Raw genomic sequence first — 12,415 nt, forward strand, 5'->3', positions numbered from 1 at the left:
TACAGCTTCAGCAGCGATCCTTCGTCCTCGTCCTGCGCCTCCACGGAGATCGCTGCGGTCAGCATCGACTTGTCGATCTTGCCCGAGAGTGCTCCCGAGGCGAGCTCTTTCGCGGCTTTGTCCCACAGGATCGGGGTGCGGACGTATTCGTCGCCGTTCTGCTTCGACCCCCAGTATCCGAGCTCCTCGCCCTGATAGATGTAGGGGGCGCCCTGCGCCGTGAGCAGCACGGCGGCAGCCACGCGCAGCCGTCCCTCCACGCGGCCCAGTGCCGTGGCCGTGCGGTCTTCGTCGTGGTTCGAGAGTTTCGTGGCCTCGATGTAGTCGGAGCGGTACTGTCTGTAGGCGGGCTGGTATGCAAGGATGTCCTTGACGAAGTAACGCCCGATGCCGTTTTGCAGGGCCCAGGAGAGCTTGTACCAGAACGAGAACTCGAACAGGGCCGGCAGTCCCTTGTAGTAGGGAGCGGCGTTGGCGCCGTCGTCGAGCATCTCTCCCACCATGTAGAAGTCGCCCTGTCCGCCGTTGGCGTGGTAGGAGTCGTTCATGCGGTCGTAGAACTTCTTGAGGAAGGTGGGGTTCTCATCGTTGTAGGCATTGTGGTAGATGTGCTTCACGGCGTCGAGACGGAATCCGTCGATGCCCATGGCCACCCATTTGTCGGCTGCTTCGGTCACGGCCTTGAATGCGGCCGATTGCTCGGCCTCGGCTGCCTTGCCGTAGTTGAGGTCCGCAAAGGCGGCGGTCCAGAAGTGCGAGTGATAGAGTGTCGGCATTGCGAACTGGATGTTGGCCGCCGAACTGCTCGACGTGAGCGTGAAGGGTTTGCCCATCTCGAGGATCGTCCGGTTGTCCGGAGCTCCGAATTTGGTTCCTGCGGCCCACGAGGTGGCCGAGGTGCGGATCAGAAAGCCCCAGTCCGACGCGAAGTCGAGCGTCAGGTGGTAGTGCGTGTCGTCGGTGGTGTGGAAACGCGCCATCTGCGCATCGCCGTAATAGAGGTATTTGCCGCCGGCCGAGGTGTCGGTGTTCTCCTCGTCGGGGGCGTCGGTCGTCTCGGTGACCGTGACGGTCGGCGCTGCGGCGTTCGTCCAGTCGAGTTCGAAACGGAAGCGTCCCGCAGCCCCCGCATCGCTGTCTGTCGAGAACCATTGCCCCGCATCGTAGCCTGCGGCGCCTTCCGTGGCGATCTGGTCGATCTTCCCGGCCGCAATGTCCGACTGCGGGTCCTTCGAGAAGATGTAGTAGCTGCGGAAGGGGCTTTCCGTCGAGGAGACGGCCTCCCGGAACCAGGGATGGTCCTTGGCCGTGTGGTTGAGCACATAGTCCAGATAGATCTTCATGCCGCGGGCATGTGCGGCGTCGATCAGCGCCTTCAGGTCGGCTTCGGTGCCGAAGGTGGGATTGACTGCCTCGTAGTCGAGCACGTCGTAGCCGTGGTACGAGGCTGAGGGGTGGATCGGCGAGAGCCATATGGCCGAGACACCCAGTGCGTCGAGGTAGTCGAGCCGTCCGGTGAGTCCCTTCAGGTCGCCTTTCGTGTCTCCGTCTCCGTCGGCGAAACTGTAGACGAGCGTCTGGTAGGAGATGTCGGCGCGCTTGACGTTATCCCAGGCATCGGGTTCGGCCACGACCTCTTCGCTGCCGGCCGGCGTGTCGCCCGCCTGTTTTACGGAGATCGCCACCGGTTCGCATCCCGGGGCCGAGACGGTCAGCGTTGTCGTGCGTTCGGCGCCGTCGTTGGCCGTTGCCAGGATGTGGAACGACGTGGAGGTCCGGCCCGAAGTTCGTTCGGGGGTACACCATTCGGCCCCGTCGCTTGGGGTCAGCGTCCACGAACCGGCGTCGGTGCGCAGGTCGATCAGCTGGCTTCCGCCTTCGGTCCCGAACTCGATCTTGTCGGGTGTCACGGTGAGCAGCGCGCCTCCGTTGCCGGAGGTCTTGTCCTCGCTGCACGAGAATGCCATTGCCAGGAGAAGCGGCAGCAGCAGGTAGAGCAGTTTTTTCATCATCGTTAATCGGTTCTTGTTTCTCTATTCGGGGCCTGCGGTCCGGTCGGGGGCCGCAGGCCAGAAACGGAGCGGAGGTGCTCCTCCGCTCCGTGGATGCGTCCTATTGTACGTCGGCCGGGGTCTTGCCCGGGCTCATGACGTAGATCGTGCTGTTGGCCAGATCGAAGTAGATGTCGTAGGTGCCGTCGAGCTGGACCTTCATGTTCTGCGATCCGCCGCTGGTGACCACCGCGACGGCCGTGTTGATGTCGATCGCACCGCCCGAGGCCGTACCGTAGTTCTTCGAGTCGTCCCACTCGTTGTTGAAGCGGATCTTGAATTCGTCGGCGGTCGTCAGCGCAACGCCCTTGCGGACGAGGTAACCCTCCTGTTCGCTCATCGACAGGTCTCCCAGATCACCCCAGCCGGAGATGGTGCCGATCAGGCCCCACGTCTCGGCGACGTATTCGGGTTTGACCCCTGCGGCCATGACGTAGGCGCGTCCGGCTTCGGGCAGCAACCAGTAGTCGTAGGTGCCGGCTTCGGCAATGACGGCATTCACCTTGTTGGCCGATACGGCGAAGGCCGAGCCGACCGTGCAGGTGTACATTTCGTCTCCGCCTGCCAGCGAGGCGTCGGCACCGAGCCACTGCGACTCGTCGCCGCTCTTGAAGAGGAACTGCGAGTTGGCGGCAACCTCCACTCCGGCGGCCTTGTAGGCGACGATGTTCGAGCTGGCGCTCTCCATCGGGGTCGGGCCCCAGTCGGGAGTGGCGACGGTCTGTCCGTGGATGTACCAGTCGGCCGTCTCGGGGTCGGGCTCCTCTTCGCCTCCGCTCTGCCCGTAATCGTCGGCGTTGAGCTCGTAGGTCATCGCCGCCGAGTTGTTCAGATTGACGTAGATGCGGTAGTTTCCGGCCGGAACCTGGATGTTGTCGCTGCCGTCGAGCATGCCTTCGGTCGAGGAGCCGAACGAGGTGTCCCAGGCTCCGTCGGCGCGGAACTTGATCGCACCGGACACCAGTTCGACATCGGCCCAGAAGCGCTGCGTCTTCGTGTCGAACTCCATCACGACGTCATTGTCCCAGCTGCCGACGCCGTCGCCCACGATTCCCAGCTGGTCGAACGACAGCTCCTTGGTGAGCGTCAGCGATTCGCGGTTGAAGGCGAAGCGGTAGAAGCGCTTCGAGTAGGCGGTGATGTTGCCCGAGTTGCCGGCCGAGATCAGCTTGATGGAGGCCGCTTCGGCTTCGGGGGCTTCTGCTTCGCCGTCGGTACCCCAGTTGCAAGAGTCGTCCCAGCCTCCTATGCCCGTCAGTTTGAAGCCGTTGGCTGCTTTCTCTCCGAAGTCGATCATGCCTTCGTAGTTGATCTCGTCGTCCGAGAAGCTGAACAGGAACTGCGAGTTCGAGTGGTTCCATCCGCAGTAGTCGCCGATCACCCAGACGGTCGGGTAGACCCGTTCGGCCTTGGTGACGGTCATGGTGACGGCAACGGGGGCCGAGTAGAACTTCTCGAAATCGGAGCCGATCGTGGCGCTGATGTAGAAGTTCACCTGGGTGGGGGTATCCGGTTCAACGCCTGCGTCATAGACGAGTTTGGTGTTGATGCTTTCGTAGGGTTGTTCGGTGGAGGTATCCGTAAGGTCCGCGAACAGAACTACGGGGTCGCCCTCGCCGCAGGAGGCCTCGAGCGAGTAGTTGATCTGTGTGGAGACGCCGAAATCGGCGGCATCCCACGTGAAAACCTGGGTCTCGCCCATGTTCTCGGAGGTGATGACGATCTCCTCGGGCAGGTTGTGGAGCACGGGAGCCACCACATCCTCCGGGGCGTAGGTGTGCATTTCGTCGAGATCCTGGCAGGCGGCGAAGAGTCCCGTGGTGGCCGCCAGCATCATCGCATATCTCTTGATTTTCATGGTTCTTGAAGGTTTTTAATTATTCTTCGGTGGAGGTGCCGGCTCCGTATCCGGGGTTCTGGTGCAACTCGGGGTTGGAGGCCAGCTCGGATGCCGGGATGGCGAAGATCTTCATGTGGTCGTCGAATCCCTGACCGCTGAAGGAGCCTCCCTTGTAGGTCCACAGGAACGACGAGGAGGTGAACTTGCCGTAGCGGATCAGGTCCGTGCGGCGGTGACCCTCCCACATCAGCTCGCGGGCGCGCTCCTCGATCAGCCACTCCTGCGTGATCGACGTCGGTGCGGTTACACCGGCACGTGCAGCAAGATCCTGGACCTTGGGCAGCGCCGTGTTGGCCTGTCCGAGGTTCATGCAGGCCTCGGCATAGATCAGGTAGATCTCGCCCAGACGGATCATCGGGAAGTCGATGTCGCTGTAGGCCTTCGAAGCGGCCGTCGCAAGGTATGAATCCTGGTCCATGTTGTGGGGTATATTGTTGAACTTCAGGCAGCTCCAGCCATTGAGGAAGACGTAGAGCGCTCCGTCCATCGACTCCGAACGGCCCTTGATGTAGAACATCCTGCCGCGCTTGTCGTTCACGTCGTAGGTACCGGCCGAGTAGTCGGCGTTGCGGACGTTGAAATACTTCTCGACATACTCATAGGGTACGCGGATACCGCCCCATCCGTTGTTCACGCCGTTGATCATCTGGGTCGAGGAGACGTCGGTGGCTGCAATGGCGGCCAGCGTCAGGTAGCTCGTGCCGCCGTAGGACTGCGTTTGCTCGGCGTCGTAGGAGATGCCGAAGAGAACCTCGTTCAGGGCTTCGGGATTCTCGCCGTTGTCACCGCGGAACAGGTCGGTATATTCCGGGCAGAGCGAGTAGCCCATCGTGAAGATATCCTCGCAGGCATCCTTGGCCTCCTGCCACATGGGTGTTCCGGTGTAGACCTCGGCGTTGAGGTACATGCGGGCCAGCAGACCCAGCACGGCTCCCTTGTCGGCACGCGGGTAGTTCGAGCGGGCGGCCGGCATCGGGCTGTTGTCGGCCGCCAGGGCTGTCAGCTCCGAGATACAGTAGTCGAAGACATCCTTGCGCGAAGCCTGCTTGGGGTTCACGCCGCCGCCGAAGGGTGAGTTCTCGGTGGTGAAGGGCACGTCGCCGAATACGTCGAGAGCCATCCAGTAGAAGTAGGCGCGCAGGAAGCGGGCTTCGGCGCGGAACCCCTGGATCTTGGCGGCCAGTTCGCTGCTCACACCGCGGTCGGAGAGGCGGTCCGAAGCGGTCTGGCGCAGGTATTCGTTGGTGTAGGCAATGCCCTGCAGCGTGCGGACGTAGACGGCATAGGTGGCGTCGTTGTCGGCATCGGACCACGTGTTGGTGTTCATGGCGCGCACCCAGGCGTCGTTCTCCCAGGCGCACTTGCAGGCGTCGGAGGTCACCTCCTGCACGGTCCAGAAGGCGCGGACCAGCTCCGAGGCGCCGGCATCGCTGACCTGCAGGTCGGTGGTTTCGTTCGAGACGAAGTTGAAGTAGAGTTTCGTCAGTCCGGCGATGTAGCCGCTCTCATCGGCGCCGTAGACCGTTTCCGAGGTCGAGTCGGAGGGGTTGAGCGGCAGGGTGTCGAGGTCTCCGATACAGGCGGTGAAGAGCATCGAGGCCCCTGCGGCGATCCAGGCTATGTGTTTCATGTTTCGTTTCATGGTTCTCTTTCGGTTTTAGAAATTGACGTTCAGACGCAGCGAGTAGGTGCGCGGGCGGGGCCAGATCGAGCCGTCGATGCCGTTCACGCCCGGAATTTCGGGATCCACACCGCTGTAGTCCGTGATGACGAAGACGTTCTGCACGCCGAAGGCCACGCGGATCGAGCCCTTCCAGCTGCCCACCTTGTCGAAGGTGTAGCCGAGGTTGATGTCGTCCATGCGGAAGAACGAGGCGTCCTCGAGGAAGTAGTCCGAATACCACTGTTCGCCGCTGTTGGCCTTCGTGAAGCCGGTCTTCTCGACGAGCTTGGCGAAGTTGGGCAGGTTGCCGGCGTTCAGGTCGAGGTTCGAGGTCGAGTTGGCCGATGCGAAGTCGTTGAAGACCCAGTTGCCTACCGAGCCGTGGCCGTTGAAGCCGAAATCCCAGTTGCGGTAGGAGAGTTTGACGCTCACACCGTAGAAGAAGTCGGGGTTGGGGCTCTTGTCGGTCATGTAGCGGTCGGCCTGCGTGATCTTGCCGTCCTTGTCACGGTCTACCAGGGCGTTCTGGATCGGGTTGCCGTTTTGGTCGTAAACCTGCTGGAAGCAGTAGAACGTATAGGGGGAGTAACCGACCATGTGGCGCTGGAGCAGGTTGCCCGTACCCTTCGAGATGCCGCCCGTCTGGATGCTGTAGTCGGGATCGTCCGTGTTGTTGAGTTTCGTGAATTCGGTGTGCTGGAACGTGCCGTTCAGTCCGATCATGAGGTTCCAGTCCTCGGTCTGTACGGGGATGACGTTGAGGTTGAACTCCACGCCGCGGTTCTCCATCGAGCCGATGTTCGTCAGCACGGTGTTGCCGAAGTTCGAACCCATCGGGGTGATGACGTTGTTGAGCAGGTCGTCGGTCTGGCGCAGGTACCAGTCCACGCTGCCGTTGATGCGCCCGTCCAGGAAACCGAAGTCGAGGCCGACGTTGTAGGTGGTCGTAGTCTCCCACTTGATGTCGGGGTCGTAGGCGGCCGGGGTGAGGTAGAACATGTAGCCGGCGCTGCCCATGTTGTACTGTTTGTAGACATCGGTGGACATCGAGTAGCGGGCCAGGTAGGGATAGTTCTGGAAGATCTCCTGCTGTCCGGTCTGTCCGGCGCCCAGACGCAGTTTGAGCGACGAGACGGCGCGCACGTCCTTGAGGAACTCCTCCTGGGCGATGTTCCAGGCGAAGGCGGCCGACGGGAAGAGGCCCCAGCGCGTATCCTTCGAGAAGCGCGACGAGGCGTCGTCACGCAGCGTGAAGGTGAACAGGTATTTCGAGGCGATCGAGTAGTTGATGCGGCCGTAGAACGACAGCAGGTAGCTCTCCTGGCGGTTGAACGGATAGCGCGAATCCTCGCCCTTCTGCTCGTGGGTCTCGTTGAAGTAGGTCACCGTGTGGTCCGAACTGTAGAAGTGCTGCCACGAGTAGCCGGCCATCACGTCGAGGTGGTGGATGCCCCACTCCTTGTTGAAATTGGCGTAGAACTCGAGCAGCTGGTTGCGGCGGAAGTTCGTCGTCCACGAGTACTGGCCCCAGCCGCGGGCTTCGGTGTCGGTGTAGGCCTGGAACGATCCGGGGTTCACCCCGTCGTAGGTCTTCGCCGAGGAGATGTCCATACCGAGGTTGAGGTTGAAGCGCAGGGCCTCGAAACCGTGTACCTTGTAGTCGATCTGCGCGTTGCCGATGAAACGTTTGGCGCGCGCCGTGTTGTCGCGGTCGTAGAGCTGCGAGAGAGGTCCGGCACCCAGCAGCGTGTTGGGGGTGAACTCATCGCCGCGGCCCGAACCGTAGTTCCAGAATCCGTTGGTGGTCGTGTAGTCAATCGAACCGTCCTCGTTGCGCCAGTAGGGGTCGATCGTGGGGTTGAAGAAGGCTGCCGAGCCGACCACCCCGCTCGAGGCGTAGCGCTGCGAGGTGACCACACCCTTCGCATTCATATTGACCGTCAGGTGCTTGTCGAAGAAGTTGGGCGAGAGGCTCAGATCGAGGGTCCCGCGTTCGTATTTCGAGGTTTCGAGCGTGCCCTGCTGGTTGGTGTAGCCCACCGAGGCGCGGTAGGGCATGCGGTCGTTGATGTTGCCCGTCAGGCTGACATTGTGGTCGTGCGAGATGGCCGTCCGGAAGATGAGTTCCTGCCAGTCGGTGTTCTTGTCGCCCATCATGGCGTGCACCTTGTCGCCGGTGGCGGTTCCCGCGGGGAAGACGCGGTCCACATAGCTGCGGAACTCTCCGGGGGTCATCACGGGCAGCTCGTCGGAGTTGGTCTGTACGCTCACGCTGCCGCTGTACGACACGCGCGGGGTGTTGCCCTTGCCCTTCTTGGTCGTGATCATGATTACGCCGTTCGAGGCGCGCGAACCGTAGATCGCTGCCGCCGAGGCATCCTTGAGTACGGTGAACGACTCGATGTCGTTGGGATTGATCGTCTCGAGCGGGTTGGCCATACCCGTGCCGCCATCCGAGGCGATGGGCACGCCGTCGATCACGATCAGCGGATCGTTCGAGGCATTGAGCGATGCGGCGCCGCGGATGCGGATCGTCGAACTCGAACCGGGACCTCCGTCACCGGGAATGATGTGTACGCCCGGCACCTTGCCCTTGAGCATGTCCTGGGCCGATACGACGGCTCCGCGGTTGAACTCCTCGGCCTTGACGGCTACGACCGATCCGGTCATGTCGTTCTTCTTGACCGTACCGTAGCCGATGACCACCACGTCGTCGATGCCCATGGCATCCTCTTCGAGCGTGAGTCGGGCGAGCAGCGACGACGAGGCTACCAGCTCGACGGTCTTGTAGCCGACGTAGCTGACCTCGATCACCGATTCGGGCGAGGCCACACGGATGGCATAGTCGCCGTCGATTCCGGTCGAGACGCCGTTGGTCGTACCCTTCTCGACCACGGTCGCTCCCAGAATCGGCATTCCTGTTTTGTCTACAACTACGCCTTGTACCTCATAGCCAGCGTTTTGCGCCAGCGTAAGGGGGGGGGTAATCAGGCCGGTCAGCAAGATTCCCACACACATAGTCAAAAATTTTTTCATAGGAATTTTGGTTGGTTGATAAATTGGTTTCTTTCGGGTTCGGTTTATCGGGCCGCCTCCTCACGGACGAAGCCCACGGAGAGGGCAGCAAGCAACATGAACAGGCCGGCCAGGGCCAGCATCCACACGGCATTGCTGGCAAAGCAGTATTTGACGATGGCGCCTCCGGTCAGTCCGATGACGATCTGCGGGATGGTGATCGTGAAGTTGAAGATACCCATGTAGACCCCCATGTGTCGGGGTTCGACGGCCCGCGAGAGGATGGCATAGGGCATGGCGAGGATTCCGGCCCAGGCGATGCCGATGCCGACCATCGGGATCATCAGTGCATACTGGTTGTGCAGCAGGCAGAGCCCGGCGAAACCTGCGGCGCCCAGCAGCAGGCAGGCGGCGTAGACGGGCCTGTTGCCCCAGCGTGCGGCGATGCGTCCCAGGAAGAGGGCGGCGATGCAGGCCGGAATGGGGTAGGTGCCGTTCAGCACGCCGACCCAGGTCTGTGTGGCTCCCGCCGAGAGGATCTCGCCCGTTGCATGGTCGGTGACAACCCCCGTGATGGCGGGCTTGAGGTAGGTCCACATGAGAAAAAGGGCGGCCCACGAGAAGAACTGCGTGACCCCCAGCCGGACCATGGCCTGCGGGATGTTGCGCATCAGGGTCATGAACCCCGGGCGCGGGCCTTCCGGCTCGGGCTTCAGGTCGTTGTAGCGGGCGAACTCCTCGGGCGGGTACTCCCTGGTTTTGAACGAGGTGACCAGAACGGTCAGCAGCAGGATGGCGCCTCCTATATAATAGGAATAGGCGATGTGTTCGGGAACGCTTCCCGGCTCGGCTTCGTCCGAGACGCCCAGTTGCGTCATGATCAGCGGCAGGATGGCACCGATGACTGCTCCGAGGTTGATCAGGAAGGTCTGTACCACATAACCCTGGGTTTTCTGCCGGTCGTCGAGCATGTCGGCTACCAGGGCCCGGAAGGGCTGCATCGTGACATTGAACGAGAGATCCATGAAGAGCAGGATGAAGGCTCCCATGGCCAAAGGGGCGAAAGCTAGCAGCCGCGGGCAGTTGGGCATGAGGGCCAACGCCAGCGCCGAGACGATCGACCCCCCCCCAGGATGTAGGGAATGCGGCGGCCCAGACGGGTCCACGTTCCGTCGGAGAAGAGCCCGATGATCGGCTGGATGATCATGCCGGCCAGCGGTGCCGCGAGCCAGAAATAGCTCAGGTGGCTTACATCGGCACCCAGCGATTCGAAAATGCTCGACGTATTGGAGTTCTGGAGCGAATATCCGATCTGTACGCCGAGAAATCCGAAGCTGAGGTTCCAAATCTGCCAAAAGGAGAGTTTGGGCTTGTTCATTCGGTTGCAGGTTGTGTTTTAGGTCATACAAATTTTAATAAAAAATCCCGATTTTGAACCCTCCGGGCGACGAACGGGGGAATGGAGGCGACGAATGGCAGGATTTTTCCGATGAGCGGTTGGGCGGCGGATTTGGTCGTTTCGCCGAAAATCACTACCTTTATTCTGACCTAAACAAATACCCCGAACCGAAGAACTGATCACCATGCGGTCGTCCAAAGTCTCCGTAATCATCCACCTGTTTGCGGCCCTTCATGCCGTCGTCGCCCTGTTGTGCCGGACCGCGGGGGTGAACGACGAACTGGTGCTTACGCTGCTGACCATTGCGTTGATCGTGCTGATCTGTCTGCGACGGGGACTGAACGTCGAGTTTACGGCCGCGAGCGTCATCGTGGTCAATGTGATCGGTTACCTGCTCGGTACGGGGGGCGCCGCGTTGATCGAGCGGGTCGTCCGCTCGCCGCTCGCCGTGCATGCCGTATCGACCTTCCTCACGACCGAGATTCTCGGCTGGGGCATAGTCTGGTTCACCAAATTCTTCCGGCGCGGCGACGATGCTGCGCGGCCGGCGACGTGGACGCCCCGCATCGGGCTGGTGCTGCTGGCCGTGGGGGTGATCTTCGCCCTCCGACTGGCCTATGTAGAACTCTTTGCCACACCCTCGTTCTCGGTCGAGCGCTTCTACCAGATGGCCGACCTGCTGGTGTCTAACTCCGTGGCGCTGATCTTTCTGCTGGGAGTCAATGTGATCTACGTGCGCCACATGCGGCGGCACTCGGATCAGAAGAATGTCGTCAAGGCGTTGTCTCTCACTTTGTTCGTCTTCGTGACGACGGTTTGTGCGACGTTGATTGCCGGGCTGCATCTGCCCTTCGGCTTCGATGCGGCATTCTCCTGGCGCGAGTTCCTCCAATTGTCGATCATCACGCTGCTCTTCGAGGCGACGCTCTATTCGGTCGTCTTCATGGTCGATTATGCGCTGGTTGCCCGCTCCGTGCTGCGGACCGAGCGGGGGCGGACCCATCAGGCGCAGTTCCTCTACATGAAACTCAAGCAGCAGGTCAATCCCCATTTCCTGTTCAACTCGCTCAATATACTCGACTGTCTGGTCTGCGAACAACGCACCGAACAGGCGAGCGCCTACATCCACAAGCTGGCGGGGATCTACCGTTACATGCTTCAGAACGAGGCTGAGCCGCTTGTACGGCTCAAGGAGGAGCTGGATTTCGTCGGGATGTATGTCGATTTGCTGCAGGTGCGTTTCGCCGACGGTTTTACCGTCCGGCAGGAGATCGACGAGCAGGCTCTGATGCGCAACGTCGTCCCCTGCTCGATCCAGCTGCTCATCGAGAACGCCATCAAGCACAATGCGGTGGATACCTCCTCTCCGCTCGAGATCCGCATTGCGGTTACGGCCGACTCGGTGACCGTGACGAACAACCTTCGCCCGAAGCTCTCCGCCCCGGCTTCATCCACGCACGTGGGACTGAACTACATCCGGCAGCAGTACCTCGATCTGGCCGACCGGCCGATCGGAATCTGCCACACGGAGAACGAATACCGTGTCACCTTACCTTTGTTATGATACCGCTATTATGAGAGTATTGATTGTTGAGGACGAGATCATGGCCCGGCAGAGCCTGGCCCGCGCGCTCACGCAGCATTTCCCCGACCTGCATATCGTAGGGACGACCGGCTCGGTACGCGAGACAGTCGGCTGGCTGCGGACTCCGGGGAATGTCGCCGACGTGATTTTCATGGACGTGGAGCTCTCGGACGGCGACTGTTTCGAGATCTTCCGGCAGATCGACGTGACGGCCCGGGTCATCATGACAACGGCCTACGACAGCTATGCCGTGCGGGCTTTCGAGGTGAACAGCATCGACTACCTGCTCAAGCCGATCGATCCCGCAGCACTCCGGCGGGCCGTGGAGCGCTGCCGGGCAGGAGGCGCGGCGACCGATACGGCGCGGCTGCTCGAGGCGGTCGCTCCGCCCCGCGGGCACAAGCAGCGTTACGTGGTGCGTTTCAACGACCGGATCGTGCCGGTGAAGACTGCCGATATCGCCTATTTCTATTCCGAGGAGAAGAACACCTATCTGGTGACGGTGGACAACAACCGTTACGTGATGGACCTCTCGCTGGACATCCTTTCCGAGGAGCTGGACGAGCGGAACTTCTTCCGCATCTCGCGCAACTGCATCGTCTCGATGCAGGCGATCGCCAGCGTGGTCAAGTATCTCGGCAACCGGCTGAAGATCATCGCCCGGCCCCATCCCGATTTCGAGATGGTCGTGAGCCGGTCGCGTGTGGACGACTTCCTCCGCTGGCTCGAAGGCGAGGAGTGAGCGTATGTCCGTAAGGTCTCCGTACTGAAAGCGCCACGGTCCGGGTTCCCGGACCGTGGC

Annotated in this window: 6 protein-coding genes and 1 pseudogene; 2 read left to right on the plus strand and 5 right to left on the minus strand. The window is 61.3% G+C overall.

Annotation, left to right across the window (positions count from 1 at the left end):
* The 5 genes and pseudogenes from QZL63_RS05385 to QZL63_RS05405 form a co-directional block, all read right to left on the minus strand.
* The coding region (locus QZL63_RS05385) for an alpha-amylase family glycosyl hydrolase (RefSeq protein ID WP_290586137.1) at positions 1–2,012 on the minus strand (2,012 nt) is incomplete at its 3' end.
* A gap of 100 nt (positions 2,013–2,112) precedes the next feature.
* Positions 2,113–3,909 carry a SusE domain-containing protein gene (locus tag QZL63_RS05390; RefSeq protein WP_022308308.1) on the minus strand — a complete coding sequence of 599 codons (1,797 nt, stop codon included), beginning with the start codon at positions 3,907–3,909 and terminating at the stop codon, positions 2,113–2,115.
* A 19-nt stretch (positions 3,910–3,928) separates the two neighbouring features.
* Positions 3,929–5,593, minus strand: a complete 1,665-nt coding sequence (locus QZL63_RS05395; protein WP_022308309.1) for a RagB/SusD family nutrient uptake outer membrane protein — start codon at positions 5,591–5,593, stop codon at positions 3,929–3,931.
* Between the two features lie 15 nt (positions 5,594–5,608).
* Positions 5,609–8,650, minus strand: a complete 3,042-nt coding sequence (locus tag QZL63_RS05400; protein ID WP_290586140.1) for a SusC/RagA family TonB-linked outer membrane protein — start codon at positions 8,648–8,650, stop codon at positions 5,609–5,611.
* A gap of 44 nt (positions 8,651–8,694) precedes the next feature.
* Positions 8,695–10,007 (minus strand): annotated as a pseudogene (locus tag QZL63_RS05405) (MFS transporter).
* 205 nt (positions 10,008–10,212) lie between these two features.
* Here QZL63_RS05405 and QZL63_RS05410 point away from each other — a divergent pair.
* Together QZL63_RS05410 and QZL63_RS05415 are read left to right on the plus strand one after the other, a co-directional pair.
* Positions 10,213–11,592, plus strand: a complete 1,380-nt coding sequence (locus QZL63_RS05410) for a sensor histidine kinase (protein WP_022308313.1) — start codon at positions 10,213–10,215, stop codon at positions 11,590–11,592.
* Between the two features lie 10 nt (positions 11,593–11,602).
* The gene (locus tag QZL63_RS05415) at positions 11,603–12,355 is read left to right on the plus strand and encodes a LytR/AlgR family response regulator transcription factor (protein WP_022308314.1); all 753 of its coding nucleotides are present in this window, start codon (positions 11,603–11,605) and stop codon (positions 12,353–12,355) included.
* Positions 12,356–12,415: the final 60 nt, after the last annotated feature.

It is taken from the genome of Alistipes sp. CAG:268, assembly GCA_000434235.1.
GTDB lineage: Bacteria > Bacteroidota > Bacteroidia > Bacteroidales > Rikenellaceae > Alistipes > Alistipes avistercoris.